This is a genomic window from Pedobacter sp. B4-66 (assembly GCF_018492665.1).
GTDB lineage: Bacteria > Bacteroidota > Bacteroidia > Sphingobacteriales > Sphingobacteriaceae > Pedobacter.
In genome coordinates this window covers 202,193-219,987 of the sequence record NZ_JAFVME010000004.1, presented here as the reverse complement: position 1 = coordinate 219,987, position 17,795 = coordinate 202,193, and the positions used below count along the sequence as shown (strand labels likewise).

Genomic DNA, 17,795 nt, shown 5'->3' with positions numbered 1-17,795 from the left:
TCAAAATAGATATTAATGTTGTCCTCATTCTGAGGACCTAGCATTAGAAAAATAAAGAGAAGTGGTAATGATAATTTCATTATCACTTTTTTTTGGATTTTTTTCTGCTTCTAGAACTGCTTCGGCCTTTCTACTGATATTGTTCGCCCTTTGTTCGACTGTGGTCGAACGAGGTCCGAACAAGGTACGTTTAATGATGGTGCGAGGGACGACTATATTTTAGGTCGCAAAAGCAATATTTTTCTAATTCAAAACTAAAAGAATAAGATTTTAGTTAAGTAGCAGTATCAATTTAATTTGGCGCCAAATTCTACCGATTTGAATAATTGAATATAAAGAAAAAATAAATGCACAGTTACTAATTATGCGTTGTACAACACTATTTGACGTAATTATACGGATTGAGTCGTTTTAAGCGCTTTATGTGACTTAATTATGATAATTGGCTGAAATCAAATTTAGCCCGACGATTTATAAAAAATGCCCCGGATCAAATCGATCAAGGGCATTTTTTATGGTACTAATGCTTTGTTTTGAAGCACCAATGCTCGAATAATGTAATTACACTAAATCGAATCCAATATCTTCTCTAAAGTATTTGCCATCAAAGTAGATGCGGGCTGCATCAGCTGTTGCTGATTGTAATGCCTCAAACTGGCTATCCTGTAAGCTGCTGATTGCAATAACACGACCACCATTTGTTTTTACAACACCTCCTTCAAGAGATGTTCCTGCATGGAATACTAAAGATTGTCGTACATTGTCAATACCCGTAATGGCCTTACCTTTTTCGTATTCGCCAGGGTATCCACCGGCGACAATCATTACTGTTGCAGCGTTTTTAGGGCTGATATTTAATTTATAGTCTTTTAATTTCTTTTTAGCGGTAGCCATGAAAAGCTCTACAAGGTCGTTCTCGATTCTTGGAACTACACTTTCCGTCTCCGGATCGCCCATGCGACAGTTATATTCTATTACAAAAGGCTTCTCATTTACTTTAATTAAGCCGAAGAAGATGAAACCGGTATAATTGATTTTGTCTTTCTTTAAGCCATTAACAGTTGGGATTATAATATCACGCTCAACCTCATCCAAAAATGCTTTGGTTGCAAAAGGAACCGGAGATACCGAACCCATACCACCAGTGTTTAAGCCGGTGTCTGCTTGTCCGATACGTTTGTAATCTTTTGCTTCAGGAAGGATCACGTAGTTTTCGCCATCTGTAAGTACAAATACTGAAAGCTCAATACCGCTCAAAAACTCTTCAATTACTACGGTTGTTCCGGCATCACCAAACTTGCCGCTAAGCATTAGTTTTAATTCTTCCTGAGCTTCTTCAGCGTTGTCGATAATTAAAACACCTTTTCCTGCTGCCAATCCATCTGCTTTTAATACAACAGGAAGTGGGTGAGACTGTAGGTATGTTAAGCCTTCTTCTAAAGTTTTAGCGGTAAAAGAACGCGAGCTTGCCGTAGGGATGCCATGGCGCGCCATAAATTGTTTAGAGAAGTCTTTACTGCCTTCTAAAATTGCACCTTCTTTTTTTGGACCGATAACCGGGATTTTTGATAAGCTATCATCAGCAGCAAAAAAATCATGAATACCATTTACCAAAGGTTCTTCGGGGCCAACAACTACCAATTCGATATTTTCTTTAAGAACTAGTGCTTTTACGGCTTCAAAATTATTGATGTTAAGGTTTATGTTTTTTCCATAAGCGCCTGTACCACCATTACCAGGTGCAATAAATAATTGAGAACAAAGGGGAGACTGGCTCGTTTTCCAGGCAAAGGCACTTTCTCTTCCTCCTGATCCTAATAGTAAGATATTCATCTATATATGATTTAATTGTTGGGTCTGTTTGGGCAAATATACCGCTTTAGCTAAATTATCACAGTTTAAGTTTAATATTCGGCATAAAATATGCTTAGAAAAGGTTGTTTGTCAATAGATTTCGGTTTTTAAAAGATTAAAATTAGATTTGCCGCCAACATGAGACACATTGTTACTTTATCACTTGTATTTTTTAGTCTTACCCATTTGGCCAAAGCTGAGCGGGTTGAGGGGCTACGACTTATAACTGAAAAGTACTGCAACAAGCAGCAAGTGAGTACTGAGCAGGCAACTGTTCGCTCAAGTCAGCCTGACGATTCGAGGTACCCATTCTTTTTATCTTATAGTGCTTTAACGACTATAGGAGTACTTCCTGAAACACATATTATCAAATATAGGGCTCATAATCAAAGTATTTCAGACCTTGCAATAAGGGAAAAGCCCAAGAATAACAGCCCCTAAATTTTAATATTCATTGTCTTCGAGGTCTGGACCTTGCAAGAGAAAGGCGCGACTTAGCAGGTGCGAGGTTCTGAAATAGATTCAGGATAGCGTGAGGCAAAGCATTGAGCGTACTGACAACTGACATTCTGGCTTATACGCCTGTAATGGCTTGGTTGTTGTCATTTTACAGTTATTAATAAGAATAATAAACAAACACAAACATAAAACATGTTAGGATTTTTAGCCAAGGTTTTTGGAAGCAAATCAGAAAGAGATATTAAGGCATTACAGCCTATAGTCATTAAAATAAACGAAGAATACGCGAAACTTTCTGCACTAAGCAATGATGAGTTGCGTAATAAAACAGTTTACTTTAAAGATGTTATTGCAAAAGCGTTAACGGAAATTGACGGTAGAATAAGCGGTTTAAAAACCGACGCAGAGAATCAGGAATTATCATTAGCTGAGAAAACAGCTATTTATGATCAGATTGATGCCTTAATTAAAGATCGTGATAAAGAATTAGAAGTGGTATTGTCGGAAATTTTACCTGCTGCTTTTGCAGTGGTAAAAGAAACGTCAAGACGTTTCTCTGAAAATGATCAATTAGAAGTTACAGCTACTCAGTTTGACCGTGATTACGCAGCTCGCAAAAAGAATGTTGTAATACAAGGTGATAAAGCACTGTGGGCTAACAAATGGGATGCTGCAGGTACTGAGGTTGCATGGAACATGGTACACTACGACGTTCAGTTGATTGGTGGTATGGTGTTGCATAATGGTAAAATTGCTGAGATGGCTACGGGTGAGGGTAAAACCTTAGTAAGTACACTGCCTGCTTACCTGAATGCACTTGCGGGACAAGGTGTTCACATCGTTACGGTGAATGATTACCTTGCACGACGTGACTCGGAGTGGAATGGTCCTTTATTCGAATTCCACGGTTTAAAGGTTGATTGTATCGATAAACACGAGCCAAATTCTCAGGAACGTAGAGATGCATACCTTGCTGATATTACTTACGGTACCAATAATGAGTTTGGTTTCGATTATTTGCGTGACAATATGTCGCAAACTCCTGATCAGCTGGTACAACGTAAATTGCATTTTGCAATGGTGGATGAGGTCGATTCAGTTTTAATTGATGATGCCCGTACTCCATTAATTATATCAGGTCCGGTTCCTTTTGGCGATCAGCATGAGTTTCATGAATTAAAACCACGCATCGAGCGTTTGGTAGCTGCACAAAAAGAATATGTAACTAAAGCTTTAAATGAAGCTAAGAAGTTAATTAATGATGGTAAAGCCGGTCCTGATGAGGGAGAAGGTGGTGTTGCGCTTTTACGTGCTCACCGTGGTTTGCCTAAAAATAAAGCATTAATCAAGTTTTTGAGTGAGGGTAGTGTAAAACAAACCTTATTGAAAACTGAAAACCATTACATGGCAGATCAGTCTAAGAACATGCCTAAGGTTGATGCTGAATTGTATTTCCATATTGATGAGAAAAACAATCAGGTTGAATTAACTGAGAAAGGTATTGAGCTGATTACCAAATCTGGTGAAGACAATAATTTCTTCGTATTGCCTGACGTAGGGACTGAGATTGCTGATATAGAGAAATCTGCATTGAGCAACGAAGAGAAAATTGCTCAGAAAGATGCCTTGATGCGCGATTATTCAATCAAAGCTGAACGTATTCACTCTGTGAACCAGTTATTGAAAGCATATACTTTATTTGAAATCGATGTTGAGTATATCATTGATGAAGGTAAAATTAAAATTGTAGATGAGCAGACTGGTCGTATTATGGATGGCCGTCGTTATTCTGATGGTTTACACCAGGCAATTGAAGCAAAGGAAAACGTAAAAGTTGAAGACGCTTCGCAAACTTACGCTACAGTTACTTTACAGAATTTTTTCCGTATGTACCACAAACTTTGCGGTATGACGGGTACAGCTACAACTGAAGCTGGCGAGTTTTGGTCTATCTATAAACTGGATGTGGTAGAGATACCTACAAACAGAGTTATTTCAAGAAAGGATCATCAGGATTATGTTTACCGTACAGTTCGTGAAAAATACAATGCGGTAGCAGAAGAGATTGTGAAATTAACAGAAGCTGGTCGTCCTGTATTGGTAGGTACAACTTCGGTTGAGATTTCAGAATTGCTTAGCCGTATGTTAAAACTGAGAGGTATTAAACATAATGTGTTAAACGCTAAGATGCACCAGAAAGAGGCAGATATTGTTGCTGAAGCTGGACAAGCTGGGCAGGTTACTATTGCAACCAACATGGCTGGTCGTGGTACGGATATTAAATTAGGCCCAGGCGTTAAAGATGCCGGTGGTTTGGCAATTGTTGGTACAGAGCGTCATGAGTCTCGTCGTGTTGACAGACAGTTACGTGGTCGTGCAGGTCGTCAGGGAGATCCAGGTTCATCTCAATTCTTCGTGTCACTTGAGGATAACTTAATGAGGTTATTTGGTTCTGAAAGAATCTCTAATATCATGGTTAGAATGGGTATTGAGGATGGTGAAGTGATTCAACATTCTATGATCACCAAGTCTATTGAACGTGCACAGAAAAAAGTAGAGGAAAACAACTTTGGTATTCGTAAGCGTTTGCTTGAGTATGATGATGTTATGAACTCTCAGCGTTCTGTTATTTATGCTAAACGTAAAAACGCCTTGTTTGGTGAGCGTTTAGACGTAGATATGAGCAATATGGTGTTTGATGTTGCTGAAGATGTTGTAACTGAATACAAAGAAGAAGGAAATTACGAAGGGTTTAAACTTGAAGTAATTAAAAACTTCTCTGCTGATACTACTATTGATGAGGCTGAATTCAGTTCTAAAGGTGTTAATCACTTAACTGATAAATTATTTGATGAGGTAACTGCATTCTATTCAAGAAAATCTGATGCGATTATTGCTCAGGCAATGCCGGTATTAGAGCAGGTATATCAGGAACGCGGTGAGCAGATAGAGCAAATTATTGTTCCGTTTACTGACGGTATCCGTAGCGTTCAGGTTCCTGTAGGTTTGAAAAAAGCAATTGACAATGGTGGTCGTGAGGTTACAAGATCTTTCGAGAAAACAATTGTTCTTGCACTTATTGATGAGTCGTGGAAGGAGCATTTACGTGAAATGGATGAGTTAAAACAATCTGTACAGAATGCGGTATACGAGCAAAAAGATCCATTGATCATCTATAAAATGGAAGCGTTTAACTTATTTAAAAACATGTTAAATGCGGTAAATAAAGAGGTGGTTAGTTTCTTATATAAAGGTGGAATTCCGGTACAGACTGATCCAAATGATGTAAGAGAAGCTCAGGCTCCAAGACCAGCACCAAGCAAATTGAAAATGTCTAAACCTGAATTTACTCAGGCTACAAGTTCAGCTGATGTTGCTCAAATGGATGATACCCGTGAGCATGTGCCTCAGCAGCCAATCCGTAAGGATACTGTAATTGGAAGAAACGAACCATGCCCTTGTGGAAGTGGTAAGAAATACAAAAACTGTCACGGTGCAGGATTGTAATTTGTAATAAAGATAAAGAATGCCGATTTTTGTGAAAAATCGGCATTCTTTTTTTAAAGCCTTGTTCATGAAACTACTATTTGCTGCATTATTCTGTTGTTCCTCTTTCGGGTTGTTTGCTCAAACCAGAGGTCAGGTTACCATAATTAAGGATCCGATGATCGACAGTTTAATAGCAAAACGCATTGCGTTAAATACTAAGCCTGCAGGCTCTGGTGCTGTAACTGTTAAACCGGGGCCGGTGGTATCTCAAATGGGGTACAGAGTTCAGGTGTTTTATGGATCAGATAGAAGAGAGGTTTTTAACGAGCAATCAAAATTTAATTCACTTTACCCATCTGTTAATACTTATATCACTTATAAAGAGCCGAACTACTATTTAAGAGTTGGAGATTTCCGGACACGCTTGGAAGCTCAGCGATTTATGAATGAACTAAGAAGTACTTTCCCTACTTTATTTGTTTTCAGGGAAAAAATTAATGCACCTAATTTAGAATACAGCGATGATACAGAAAGATAAGATCCAGGCACTCTCTAATGATATATTTGAGCAGGTTGTTGGCTACCGTCAGCATCTTCATTCAAACCCAGAACTTTCGTTTAAGGAGTTCGAAACTTCAGCATTTATTAAAAAACATTTGACAGATTGGGGTATTCCTTTTTCTGATATGGCCAATACGGGTGTTGTTGGGATTATTAAAGGAGATCTTCCATCTGATAACATCATCGCATTGCGTGCCGATATGGATGCTTTGCCAATATTGGAAGCTAATGAAAAACCGTATGCATCTAAAAATGCGGGGGTAATGCATGCTTGCGGGCATGATGTACATAGTTCTTCTTTATTAGGAAGTGCTTACATCTTAAATAGCTTAAAGGCTGAATTTGGTGGTACTATAAAACTAATCTTTCAGCCTGCTGAGGAAGTTTTACCTGGCGGTGCTAGCATTATGATTAAAGAAGGAGTACTGGAGAATCCTAAGCCACAGTCGATAGTTGGACAGCATGTAATGCCTTTAATTGATACCGGTAAAGTTGGTTTCCGTTCGGGTATTTATATGGCATCTACCGATGAATTGTATGTTACGGTTCATGGAAAAGGAGGACATGGTGCACAACCTCATCAAAATATAGATCCTGTATTGATTACCTCGCATATTATTATTGCATTGCAGCAGATTGTGAGTAGAAATGCAGATCCAAGATTACCTTCGGTGCTTTCTTTTGGAAAGGTGCAGGCAAATGGTGCAACAAACATCATCCCTAATGAGGTGAAAATTGAAGGTACTTTTAGAACTTTAAACGAAGAATGGCGTAAAGAGGCTAAACGTTTAATGAAAAAAATGGCTGAAGGTATTGCCGAAAGTATGGGTGGTAGCTGTGATTTTAGAATCATGGATGGTTATCCTTACCTGATTAATGAAGAAAAACTAACTGCAAATGCACGTGCTTTTGCAGAGGATTACTTGGGTAAAGAGAATGTGATTGATTTGGATATATGGATGGCTGCCGAAGATTTCGCTTACTATTCGCAGGTTACTGATGCTTGTTTTTACAGGTTAGGTACCGGCAATAAAGAAAAGGGAACAACGTATTCTGTTCATACGCCTAACTTTGATATTGATGAGGATGCGTTAAAGACCTCTACAGGGTTAATGGCCTATATCGCACTTAAGCAATTAGGAAATTAATTTTTATCGGGACTACTAAAAATAGATGAAGAAAATACTTTTGCTAGCTGTATTAATCGGATTTACTTTAAAAGGATTTTCTCAGGAGATTGATCGTTTTAATCCGGATACCATCAAAACAATACAGCTTGATTCGGCCGTAAATATCTCTGCCCAGAAATTTGGAGTAGAGACTTTTATCAACGCCATTATTACAGATGAAAGCTTTTACAAGGCTTTCAAGAATATGAAAAAGTATAATTTCACGGCCGAGAACAACATCTACTCTTATGATAAGAAAAATAAAGTAGATGGCAGGATCTATCGTAAGATTAAACATACTGCAGAGGGCCCTGAAAAGATGGTGTATATTGCAAAACAGGACACCGGAAAGCTATACAGAAAGAATGGTAAATATCAATTATACACGATTGAAATGTTTGATTTTATCTTTTTGAATGCCTACAAAACCGAGTTTTCTGAGGAGGATGCAAAAGGCAAAGGTGATGGTGCAAATGCAGGATATAAGGATAAATTAAAGACTTTAATATTTGCACCGGGAAAGCCAATTAAAGGGCTACCTTTTATAGGTGATAAAACAGCCTTATTTACTCCTAATATGCGTCAGTATTACGATTATAGTTATTACAGTGGGACTTATCTGGATTCTATTCCTGTATATCGGTTTAAAGTTACAATGAAGAAAGATTTGAGCAATTGGACTAAGGACGGATTGATGATTAAGGAGCTTACTACTATTTTTGATAAACGTAATTTTGAAATCCTTGGTCGCTATGTTGATATGAAGTATAGTAATATGTTGTTTGACTTTAATGTACAGATGAACATAGAAACCAGTTATTTTGGTGATGAGAAGCTGCCTACCAAAATCTCTTATCAGGGGAATTGGGATTATCCTTTAAAGAAGGAAGAAAGAGCTAGCTTTTTGATAGTACATAAAGATTATCACCTTGGAAAAGGCAAGTAATTTTTTAACTTCGTAATAAGCTCTTTAGGCTTTTGCTATTAAAAATTATAATGATGAAAACTTACCTTAAACCACTGGCATTACTGTCTGCATTTCTTGTTGTATTATTTTTTTCTGCCATGAATAATAAACCCAAAAAGATCATCTTCTTTGGTGATTCTATTACTCAGGCCGGTGTAGAGCCGGGTGGTTATGTTGATCTGATAAAAAAGGCACTCGATCCGACAAAGTATGAGATTATTGGTGCGGGTATTGGAGGTAATAAAGTATACGACCTTTATCTTCGTATGGAAGAGGATGTGTTGAACAAAAAACCAAACCTGGTAGTCATTTATATTGGGGTTAATGATGTATGGCACAAGCAATCGAGCAGAACAGGAACTGATTACGATAAGTTCATTAAGTTCTACCAGGCATTAATTAATAAGATTCAGTCAAATGGGGCTAAGGTTGTTCTTTGTACTCCGGCAGTAATTGGAGAGAAAAAGAATGGCGCAAATGAAATGGATGGAGATTTAGATAAATATTCTGGAGCAATAAGGGAACTGGCAGCTAAAAATAGCCTTCCACTATGTGATTTGAGGACAATATTTAAAACGTATAACACAGAGCATAATTCTGATGATAAGGATAAAGGCATTTTAACTTCTGATGGTGTGCACTTAAATGAAAAGGGCAATCAAACTTTAGCTGATAAGTTATTGCCATTGGTAAAATAGATTTCAGCATTTTGCTGCATTTGGAAGGGAGAGGATAAATAATAGGGAATGATTGATCAGGATACCATAAATAAAATCACAGAAACCGCTCGTATTGAGGAGGTAGTAGGTGATTTTGTAACTCTAAAAAAACGCGGTACAAGTTTAATAGGAAATTGCCCATTTCATAATGAGAAGACCCCTTCGTTTCACGTATCAGTAGCTAAGGGTATTTATAAGTGTTTTGGGTGTGGTAAGGGGGGTGATTCTGTTCACTTTATCATGGATCATGAGAAGTACTCCTATCCGGAAGCACTTAAATTTCTTGCCAATAAATACAATATTGAAGTAGAGGAGACTGTTCAGTCGCCTCAGAATATAGAAGCGCAAAATGCTCGTGAGAGCTTATATATCGTTTCTGAGTTTGCTGCAAATTACTTTGCCAATGAACTTTGGACAGGTGAGGATGGCAGGGCAATTGGCTTAAGTTATTTTAAAGAACGTGGTTTTAGAGAAGATATACTAAAGAAATTCCAACTGGGTTATTCTCCTGATTCATGGGATGCTTTGATTCAGAGTGCTGTTGGAGCAGGACATAAGGAAGAGTATCTGGAAAAAACTGGTCTTGCAATCAGAAATGATAAGGGGAGGCTTTATGATCGCTTTAGGGGCAGGGTTCTATTTCCGATTCATAATTTTACGGGCAGGATAATTGGTTTTGGTGGTAGAACATTAAAAACTGATAAAAATGTTCCTAAGTATGTAAACTCTCCGGAGAGTGACATCTACCATAAATCTAATGTGCTTTATGGTTTGTTTCATGCGAAGAAAGCGATTAGAGATGCTGACAACTGTTATCTGGTTGAAGGATATGCCGATGTTTTAGCTGTTCATCAGGCAGGAATAGAAAATGTTGTGGCATCTTCTGGAACCTCTTTAACAACAGAACAGATAAGGCTGATAGGCAGGTTCTCCGAAAATGTTACTATCCTTTATGATGGTGATGCTGCGGGTATTAAAGCTTCTTTGCGTGGATTAGATATGATCCTTGAAGAGGGATTGAACGTTAAGGTTGTTCTTTTCCCTGATGGACATGATCCGGATTCATACATGCATCATGTGGGATCGGGAGATTTTAAGAAATACATTGAAAATAACCGGAAGGATTTCATTTTATATAAAGCCAGCATCTTATTAAAAGAAGCTGGAACTGACCCGATAAAAAGGGCAGGTATTATTAGAGATATTGTAGAAAGTATTGCTAAGATACCTGATGATATCAAGGCCTCTGTTTTTATCAGGGAGTGCAGTGGCTTGTTGCAGGTTGAAGAAAGAATATTACTTTCTGAGTTAAATAAAATTAGGGCTGCCAAATTTAAAAAGGCAAGTGGAGGTAATCAAACTCAGCAATCTTCATTTCAACCAAGCTCATATCAACAAAATCCTTATCAGCAGGATGGACCGCCGGATAATCTTTTTGAAAATCCTGGTGAGTCGGCCGAACCGATAGAGCAGGTTGAACCTACAGATCATAACCTGATACAGGAGCGAGAAATTGTTAGATTACTATTGGCATTTGGGCACGAGCTGGTTACCTGGGATAAGATAGATAATATGTATATAGGGTCTTTTATCATACAGAATTTAGCTGATGTTAGTTTTGAAGATGAAATATGTAAGCTTATTATCAATACTTACAGGGAAGAAATAGAGAACGGGCACCTTCCTGTTGCAAGTCAGTTTATTAAGAATGAGGACAGGAGGATTGTTGATCTTGCAATTACACTATCAACTTCTCCTTATTCATTGAGTGAAAATTGGGAAAACAGACATAATATTTACGTTAGGGATGAAAGTATAAACTTAAAGAAGACAATTTTTGGAGGTCTTTATCATCTTAAAAAGGGTAAAATAGGTAAGATGCTTACCGATATAACAAAGGAACTTGCCAGTGAGACAGATCCCGTAAATCAAGAGATTTTAATGCAACGTCACATCATGATAAAAGGCGTGGAAAGAGATATCTCTAAATATTTGGGGACAGTTATATTAAAGTAATGGCTAGTCATAATGATTTAGGTAAGCGCGGTGAAGATATTGCCAGGGAGTATTTAGAAAATTTGGGCTACCAGATACTAAAAATGAATTGGAGGCACGGAAGAGCTGAAGTTGACGTTATAGCTAACCAAGGAGGAACAATAATTTTTGTTGAAGTAAAAACACGAAGTTCAACAGATTATGGGGAGCCCGAAGATTTTGTAAACATTAAGAAGGAAAGGCAATTGGAGTATGCTTCATCTGCCTATATTGAAATGAATAACCATGAGGGAGAAATTCGTTTCGATGTTATTGCAATTGTTTTTGAAAATAAACACCTTTATAAAATAAATCATATTGAAGATGCATTCTGGCCAAGTTAAAAATAATACCAATTTCATTAAGGTAATACCGTTTCTTTCTCTACTATTCAGTGTTTCATTTATTATTTCATGTAAGAATGAGCCTACTGTTTCCATAGTTGGATTTAAGGCTCCTGAACAAGGACAGACCTTTAGTTTGGGGGATGACGTAAAAGTTGAACTGGATGCTCCGAAAGACAATCAGATTAAGTCTGTTGCTTACCTGGTAGATGGTAAGCTTATTACAACGAAAAATGGTGTTGAACCCATAACTGTAAAAACAGATGGATTTGCAGTAGGTTATAAGCTGATTACGGCGATAACTGATAATGGAAGTAAAAAAGATACCTCTACTATTAATATTGTTTTAAAATCGGCGTTAAAGCCTGAGATGTTCACCTATAAAATTGTTAAAACTTACCCTCATGATACCTCATCATATACTCAAGGATTAGAATATCACAATGGAAGACTCCTTGAAAGTACGGGTGAAAATGGGTTTTCGACATTGAGATGGGTGGATTTGGCTACCGGTAAAGCTTTACAGAAGATAGATCTTGATAAACAGTATTTTGGAGAAGGATCTACACTTGTGGGTGATAAAGTTGTAATGTTAACCTATAAAGCAAATCAGGGTTTTGTATATGATGCCAAAACCTTTAAACAACTGGGCACCTTTCCTTATCAAACAAGTAGAGAGGGTTGGGGTTTATGTTTCGATGGGAAGCAGTTAATCATGTCAGATGGCTCAAACCGACTTTATTTCATGAATAAAGATACTTTCAAAGATGAGAGTGCGATTGATGTTTATGATAACCTTGGAGCTGTTGATTCTATTAATGAGCTTGAATATATAGACGGGAAAATCTATGCTAATGTCTATCAGCAGAATTATTTAGTAGTAATAAATCCTAAAACAGGAATTGTAGAGCAAAAGATCGATTTGAATGGTTTATTGCCTAAAGGATACTTTAAATCGGAAGATAGTATCTTAAATGATGTTTTAAACGGTATCGCCTGGGATAAACAAGGCAAGCGCTTGTTTGTTACCGGAAAGAAATGGCCTAAGTTATTTGAAATAGCGTTAGTTCCTGTAAAAGGGAACTAACGCCTTTCTCGAATTATTTAGCCGGTGTATTATTAGATGGTGCAGCAGGCTCGCTAATGAAGCCGTTAAATGCAATTGGTTGTCTGTAGGTACTGGTTACATTTAACACTGCGTATCCTTTTTCTCCAACACTTAAAGTAAGTGTCTGTACATCTTTAACGTCTTTTGGTTTAATGGTTATAAGCCATCCACCTTTTTTCTTTTTATCGGTTTTGTAAGTGAAATCTTTAGATTTAAACTTGATGCCTGAATCAGTAGAGCCAATGTTTGCACTAAAAGCCCTGCCATAATATGGTAAATATGCTTCTACACTATCTTTAGCTATTATTAACTGATATTGGGATCCACTAAGTTGAATTGCTCCACTTCCTTGTCCTCCCGGAAATCTAGCCATAACCCTATTAAGATCCATGTTTGCCATTGGTAATGCAGTTGTAGCATTAAATACCAATGTTTTGGCATCTACCAATTTAGTTGTAGTTTCTTTATCTGTTTGCGCGGAAACTTGTACTGCTACAAACAAAAAAGCTAGTAATAATGTGTTTTTAAGCGTCTTCATGATATGTTCTTTTAAATGTTTATATATAATCAATTTACAAATAAAATAGCATTAAACCTTTTTAATCATAAATATGATCATGCTACTCTGTTGTATTAGAACAAATTAACATGCAAAAGGTTTAATGCTGAAACGCGTTTTATTGTCACATGTTTGATAACTAGCTTCTCCAGGCCTTATATTGATTGATCAATCCATTGGTTGACCCATCGTGAGATGAAACATCTTTATCATCTGCAAGTTCTGGTAAAATACTTTTTGCAAGCTGTTTTCCAAGCTCAACACCCCATTGATCGAAGCTGAAGATATTCCATATAATTCCTTGCACAAAAATCTTGTGCTCGTAAATAGCTAATAAATTTCCTAAGCTAAACGGCGTAACTTTCTTTAAAAGGATTGAGTTAGTTGGTCTGTTGCCTTCAAAAACCTTAAATGGAGCTAGTTTATTGATCTCCTCGTCTGATTTTCCTTCTTTTTTAAGTTCTGCAACTACTTGCTCTTTGGTTTTTCCATTCATCAATGCTTCTGTTTGAGCAAAGAAGTTTGACAAAAGAATTGGGTGATGATCTCCAATAGGATTTAAACTTTGAGCAGGGGCGATAAAATCGCAAGGAATAAGGCGTGTACCCTGGTGTATTAACTGATAAAAGGCATGTTGACCATTTGTTCCTGGTTCGCCCCAAATAATCGGACCTGTTTCGTAGGTTACATCATTGCCATTACGGTCTACATGTTTGCCATTACTTTCCATATCACCTTGTTGGAAATAAGCTGCAAAGCGATGCATATATTGATCGTAAGGTAAAATAGCTTGTGTTTCTGCGTTAAAGAAATTGATGTACCAAACACCTATAAGACCCAATAATACTGGGATGTTGATTTCAAATTCTGCAGTTTCGAAGTGTTGATCTGCGGCATGAGCTCCTGCTAATAATTGTTTGAAGTTGTCGAAGCCTATGCTCAACGAAATTGGTAATCCGATAGCGCTCCATAAAGAATACCTTCCTCCAACCCAATCCCAGAATTCGAACATGTTTTCCGTGTCGATTCCAAATGCGGAAACATCTTTTGCATTGGTTGATAAGGCTGCGAAATGTTTTGCTACATCTTCTGCTTTACCACCTTTATCCAGGAACCAGCTTCTTGCAGTATTTGCATTGGTCATTGTTTCCTGAGTGGTGAACGTTTTTGAAGCAATTAAGAAAAGTGTTGTTTCAGGGTTAACCTGTTTTAATGTTTCTGCAATGTGCGTACCATCTATGTTTGATACGAAATGCATATTCAAATGGTTTTTGTACGCCTTTAAAGCTTCGGTAACCATTACAGGCCCTAAATCAGAACCGCCAATACCAATGTTTACTACGTCGGTAATAGCTTTACCTGTATAGCCTTTCCAGCTACCTGATATGATTGCATTGCTGAATTTTTCCATTTTGGAAAGCACATGGTGTACATCTTTAACGACATTCTTCCCATCTACTAAAATTTCGCCATCAGCAGGTTCACGTAATGCCACGTGAAGTACTTGTCTACCCTCTGTTTGGTTAATTTTATCTCCGCCAAACATTGCTTTTATGGCCTCGTCTAATTTACATTCTCTTGCTAATTGAATAAGTAAAGCTATAGTGGTATCATCAATTCTGTTTTTCGAATAGTCGACCAAGATATCTTCAAATACTAGTGAGAATTTCTCAAAGCGTGCCTCATCTTCTGCAAATAGTTGCTTTAAGCTTTTTTCATTGATGTTTATAAAGTGATCTGCCAGATATTTATAGGCGGCCGTTTCTGTAAAGTTTACTGTAGGAAGCATATTATTAGTGTTTTTGTAAATGTAACGGTTTATTTTATTTCACAAAATTTGAAAGTTGAGATTTAATATTTTAATGATAAACATAGTTTAATATGAAGTATATACATGAGAATTATTTTAGGTATATTTAAATATAAAAGGCAATGCAATTGCTGTTAAATAAAACTAGCTATGATTGAGAATTTAAAACAATTAGTAACAGAAAATGTTCAGGACGCTATTGTGAATAATAGTGAAGTTCCAAATGAACAAAACGAAGCAGCTATTAGTGCTGCATCAGGTTCTATTATTGACGCGCTTAAAGAAAAGCTGTCATCAGGTGATATTGCAGGTTTAGTAGATACGTTTAAAAGTGGGAATGTAAGCTCTGTTGTTGAACAGGCATCCTCAGGTTTCACTGAAAAGTTGGCAGGTTTAGGTATTAATTTGGATTCTGCTAAAAATATAGCGGCTTCCATCATCCCAGGTATAATGGAGAAGTTTGTAAATAAGACAAATGATCCAAACGATAGTTCATTTAATTTTAAAGATGTAATAGGACATATTGCAGGCCCGGACGGTAAATTTGATCTTTCGGATATTACCGGAATGTTTACAGGTAATAAGGATGCTGCCACAGGTGAGGAAGGTAAAGGTGATGGGATTATTGATAAATTAAAGGGGCTTTTTAATTAATTCTGAATGACGGAAACAAAAAAGAGGGAGATCATAATCTCCCTCTTTTTTGTTTTATAATTATATATTTGTGATTATGACAAAAGAACAAATTCAGGATTTAAGGGACAGAGTAGCGTCGCTGAGGAGGTATCTTTGACGTCGAGAATCGATTAGAAGATATCCGTATTGAGCAGGAACTTACCTTGCAACCAAATTTTTGGGACGACCCAAAGAAAGCTGAAAAACATATTGCTGAAATTAACTCGAAAAAGATATGGACTGATGGCTGGCAACACGTTAATAGCCTGATGGAAGATACTCAGGTTCTTTTCGACTTCTGGCAGAGTGGAGATGCCACTGAAGCTGAAATGCAGGAACAATTTGATCTTTGCGTAAGTGCTGTAGAAGATCTGGAGTTAAAGAATATGCTTAAAACCAAGGAAGACCAGCTGAATGCAGTAATGCAGATCACAGCCGGTGCCGGAGGTACAGAGAGTTGCGACTGGGCTTATATGCTAATGCGTATGTACATAATGTGGGCGGAGAAAAATGGGTATAAAGTAAGTGAACAAGATTATCAGGAAGGGGAGGTTGCAGGTGTTAAAACAGTTACAATTGAAATTTCAGGTGAATTTGCTTACGGATATTTGAAGGGAGAAAATGGGGTGCATCGCCTTGTGAGGATTTCTCCATTCGATTCCAATGCAAGAAGACATACTTCTTTTGCGTCAGTTTATGTATATCCACTTGTTGATGACACTATAGAGATTGAAGTAAAGGATTCAGAGATAGAGTTCGAGACCTTTAGGTCAGGTGGTGCCGGTGGACAGAATGTAAATAAGGTAGAAACCGCAGTTCGCCTATATCACAAACCTTCTGGGATCATCATTAAGAATCAGGAGTCGCGTTCACAACTTCAGAATAAAGAAAATGCTATTCGGTTGTTGAAATCGCAGCTTTATGAGATTGAGATGCGCAAGCGTATGGAAGCTACAGCTTTGGTAGAAGGAAGCAAGAAAAAGATAGAGTGGGGATCGCAGATCAGGAGCTATGTGTTGGATGACAGGAGGGTGAAAGATCATCGGACCAATTACCAGACCTCAAATCCGCAGGCTGTGTTGGATGGAGATATTAACGATTTTTTAAAGGCATATTTAATGGAATTTTAAAGATGAAATGTTTTACCTCAATTTTGATGATACTAATGTGTACAGTTAGTTTGAAGGCACAGGAAATAGTTAAATTGTATCCCGGCGCAATACCGGGATCAAAACCAACACCTGCTGGTTTTAAAGAAATAGCTCCTGTTGGAGATGATGGGATAATACGTGTTAGTAAAGTATCTGAACCCACACTCATCGTGTATTTGCCTGCAAAGGAAAAAGCTACCGGTGCAGCTGTTATAATTTGCCCTGGAGGTGGATATGGTATTTTAGCTATTAATCATGAGGGGTATAATGTTGCAAAGCGGTTTACTGATGTAGGAGTGGCTGCTTTTGTTTTAAAGTACCGTTTGCCAGATGATGCTATTATGGTTGATAAGTCCTTTGGGCCGCTAATGGATGCAGGGCAAGCTATTTATCTGGTAAGAAAGCAAGCGAAGAAATGGAATGTTGATCCGGGAAAAATTGGGATTATGGGTTTTTCAGCTGGAGGACATTTGGCATCTACATTAGCAGTTCATTATAATGATATAAAAATTGAGAACAAGGAGAAGCTAAGCTTGAGACCGGATTTCTCTATCTTAATATATCCTGTTATTTCTTTTTTAGAATCACCGCATACAGGTTCTGCTAATAATTTGGCTGGCGCTAATGCTACGCAGGCGCAGAAAGAATACTTTTCGAATGAGCGTCATGTAACGCCGCAAACACCACCTACATTTTTGGTTCATGCCAATGATGATTATGGAGTGCCTGTGCAAAACAGTATTATTTTTAATCAGGCTTTGATAGCTAATAAAGTTAAAACTGAGATGCATTTATATCAGAACGGCGGACATGGTTTTGGCTTGAACAACACTACCACATCAGACGATTGGTTTGAAAGGCTAACAAATTGGATGAAGAGTAATAAGTTTCTATAA

15 protein-coding genes are annotated in these 17,795 nt (G+C 37.5%); 12 read left to right on the top strand and 3 right to left on the bottom strand.

Annotated features, from left to right (window positions below; all coding sequences use genetic code 11):
• Nucleotides 1-561 precede the first annotated feature (561 nt).
• Entirely contained in the window at nucleotides 562-1,833 is a 1,272-nt protein-coding gene (purD, locus tag J1905_RS09385; protein WP_214227026.1) for a phosphoribosylamine--glycine ligase, read from the bottom strand.
• 159 nt (nucleotides 1,834-1,992) lie between these two features.
• Between purD and J1905_RS09380 the strand changes: the two genes are divergently transcribed.
• The 9 genes from J1905_RS09380 (at nucleotide 1,993) to J1905_RS09340 (ending at nucleotide 12,683) form a co-directional block, all read left to right on the top strand.
• Nucleotides 1,993-2,295, top strand: a complete 303-nt coding sequence (locus tag J1905_RS09380; protein WP_214227025.1) for a hypothetical protein — start codon at nucleotides 1,993-1,995, stop codon at nucleotides 2,293-2,295.
• Nucleotides 2,296-2,505: 210 nt separating this feature from the next.
• Nucleotides 2,506-5,820, top strand: coding sequence for a preprotein translocase subunit SecA (gene secA / locus J1905_RS09375; protein ID WP_214227024.1), 3,315 nt, complete (start codon nucleotides 2,506-2,508; stop codon nucleotides 5,818-5,820).
• A gap of 67 nt (nucleotides 5,821-5,887) precedes the next feature.
• Complete coding sequence (locus tag J1905_RS09370; protein ID WP_250318060.1) at nucleotides 5,888-6,340, top strand: SPOR domain-containing protein; 453 nt, start codon at nucleotides 5,888-5,890, stop codon at nucleotides 6,338-6,340.
• Nucleotides 6,324-7,511, top strand: coding sequence for a M20 metallopeptidase family protein (locus J1905_RS09365; RefSeq protein ID WP_214227022.1), 1,188 nt, complete (start codon nucleotides 6,324-6,326; stop codon nucleotides 7,509-7,511). The genes J1905_RS09370 and J1905_RS09365 overlap by 17 nt, the downstream gene beginning before the upstream one ends.
• A gap of 25 nt (nucleotides 7,512-7,536) precedes the next feature.
• Nucleotides 7,537-8,478: a hypothetical protein gene (locus tag J1905_RS09360; RefSeq protein WP_214227021.1), complete on the top strand. Its 942-nt coding sequence runs from the start codon at nucleotides 7,537-7,539 to the stop codon at nucleotides 8,476-8,478.
• Nucleotides 8,479-8,528: 50 nt separating this feature from the next.
• On the top strand, nucleotides 8,529-9,197 hold the full coding sequence (locus J1905_RS09355; RefSeq protein ID WP_250318059.1) for an SGNH/GDSL hydrolase family protein: 669 nt from the start codon (nucleotides 8,529-8,531) through the stop codon (nucleotides 9,195-9,197).
• A 48-nt stretch (nucleotides 9,198-9,245) separates the two neighbouring features.
• Nucleotides 9,246-11,234, top strand: coding sequence for a DNA primase (dnaG, locus tag J1905_RS09350; RefSeq protein ID WP_214227020.1), 1,989 nt, complete (start codon nucleotides 9,246-9,248; stop codon nucleotides 11,232-11,234).
• Nucleotides 11,234-11,596 carry a YraN family protein gene (locus J1905_RS09345; protein WP_214227019.1) on the top strand — a complete coding sequence of 121 codons (363 nt, stop codon included), beginning with the start codon at nucleotides 11,234-11,236 and terminating at the stop codon, nucleotides 11,594-11,596. The genes dnaG and J1905_RS09345 overlap by 1 nt, the downstream gene beginning before the upstream one ends.
• Nucleotides 11,577-12,683, top strand: coding sequence for a glutaminyl-peptide cyclotransferase (locus J1905_RS09340; protein ID WP_214227018.1), 1,107 nt, complete (start codon nucleotides 11,577-11,579; stop codon nucleotides 12,681-12,683). Before J1905_RS09345 ends, J1905_RS09340 begins: the two co-directional genes overlap by 20 nt.
• A gap of 13 nt (nucleotides 12,684-12,696) precedes the next feature.
• Here the strand turns inward: J1905_RS09340 and J1905_RS09335 are convergent, their stop codons facing one another.
• Together J1905_RS09335 and pgi are read right to left on the bottom strand one after the other, a co-directional pair.
• Nucleotides 12,697-13,242: a DUF4251 domain-containing protein gene (locus J1905_RS09335; RefSeq protein WP_214227017.1), complete on the bottom strand. Its 546-nt coding sequence runs from the start codon at nucleotides 13,240-13,242 to the stop codon at nucleotides 12,697-12,699.
• A 160-nt stretch (nucleotides 13,243-13,402) separates the two neighbouring features.
• Nucleotides 13,403-15,052, bottom strand: a complete 1,650-nt coding sequence (pgi, locus tag J1905_RS09330; protein WP_214227016.1) for a glucose-6-phosphate isomerase — start codon at nucleotides 15,050-15,052, stop codon at nucleotides 13,403-13,405.
• A 171-nt stretch (nucleotides 15,053-15,223) separates the two neighbouring features.
• On the opposite strand from pgi, the gene J1905_RS09325 reads away from it, so the two are divergent.
• The 3 genes from J1905_RS09325 (at nucleotide 15,224) to J1905_RS09315 (ending at nucleotide 17,795) form a co-directional block, all read left to right on the top strand.
• Complete coding sequence (locus tag J1905_RS09325) at nucleotides 15,224-15,727, top strand: DUF937 domain-containing protein (protein ID WP_214227015.1); 504 nt, start codon at nucleotides 15,224-15,226, stop codon at nucleotides 15,725-15,727.
• Nucleotides 15,728-15,803: 76 nt separating this feature from the next.
• Nucleotides 15,804-16,878, top strand: a protein-coding gene (gene prfB / locus J1905_RS09320) for a peptide chain release factor 2 (RefSeq protein ID WP_214227014.1) whose coding sequence is annotated in 2 segments (ribosomal slippage) — nucleotides 15,804-15,863 and nucleotides 15,865-16,878 — 1,074 coding nt in all. Because the reading frame shifts where the segments join, the coding sequence is not laid out codon by codon here.
• Nucleotides 16,879-16,904: 26 nt separating this feature from the next.
• Nucleotides 16,905-17,795 (top strand): alpha/beta hydrolase, encoded by an 891-nt coding sequence (locus J1905_RS09315; RefSeq protein WP_250318058.1) that lies wholly within the window; start codon nucleotides 16,905-16,907, stop codon nucleotides 17,793-17,795.

Coding starts and splice junctions, on each gene's coding strand:
- J1905_RS09345 (WP_214227019.1), top strand. CDS start 11,234: ATGGCTAGTCATAATGATTTAGGTAAGCGCGGTGAAGATATTGCCAGG.
- J1905_RS09380 (WP_214227025.1), top strand. CDS start 1,993: ATGAGACACATTGTTACTTTATCACTTGTATTTTTTAGTCTTACCCAT.
- dnaG (WP_214227020.1), top strand. CDS start 9,246: ATGATTGATCAGGATACCATAAATAAAATCACAGAAACCGCTCGTATT.
- J1905_RS09370 (WP_250318060.1), top strand. CDS start 5,888: ATGAAACTACTATTTGCTGCATTATTCTGTTGTTCCTCTTTCGGGTTG.
- secA (WP_214227024.1), top strand. CDS start 2,506: ATGTTAGGATTTTTAGCCAAGGTTTTTGGAAGCAAATCAGAAAGAGAT.
- pgi (WP_214227016.1), bottom strand. CDS start 15,052: ATGCTTCCTACAGTAAACTTTACAGAAACGGCCGCCTATAAATATCTG.
- J1905_RS09365 (WP_214227022.1), top strand. CDS start 6,324: ATGATACAGAAAGATAAGATCCAGGCACTCTCTAATGATATATTTGAG.
- J1905_RS09360 (WP_214227021.1), top strand. CDS start 7,537: ATGAAGAAAATACTTTTGCTAGCTGTATTAATCGGATTTACTTTAAAA.
- J1905_RS09325 (WP_214227015.1), top strand. CDS start 15,224: ATGATTGAGAATTTAAAACAATTAGTAACAGAAAATGTTCAGGACGCT.
- J1905_RS09335 (WP_214227017.1), bottom strand. CDS start 13,242: ATGAAGACGCTTAAAAACACATTATTACTAGCTTTTTTGTTTGTAGCA.
- J1905_RS09315 (WP_250318058.1), top strand. CDS start 16,905: ATGATACTAATGTGTACAGTTAGTTTGAAGGCACAGGAAATAGTTAAA.
- J1905_RS09355 (WP_250318059.1), top strand. CDS start 8,529: ATGATGAAAACTTACCTTAAACCACTGGCATTACTGTCTGCATTTCTT.
- J1905_RS09340 (WP_214227018.1), top strand. CDS start 11,577: ATGCATTCTGGCCAAGTTAAAAATAATACCAATTTCATTAAGGTAATA.
- purD (WP_214227026.1), bottom strand. CDS start 1,833: ATGAATATCTTACTATTAGGATCAGGAGGAAGAGAAAGTGCCTTTGCC.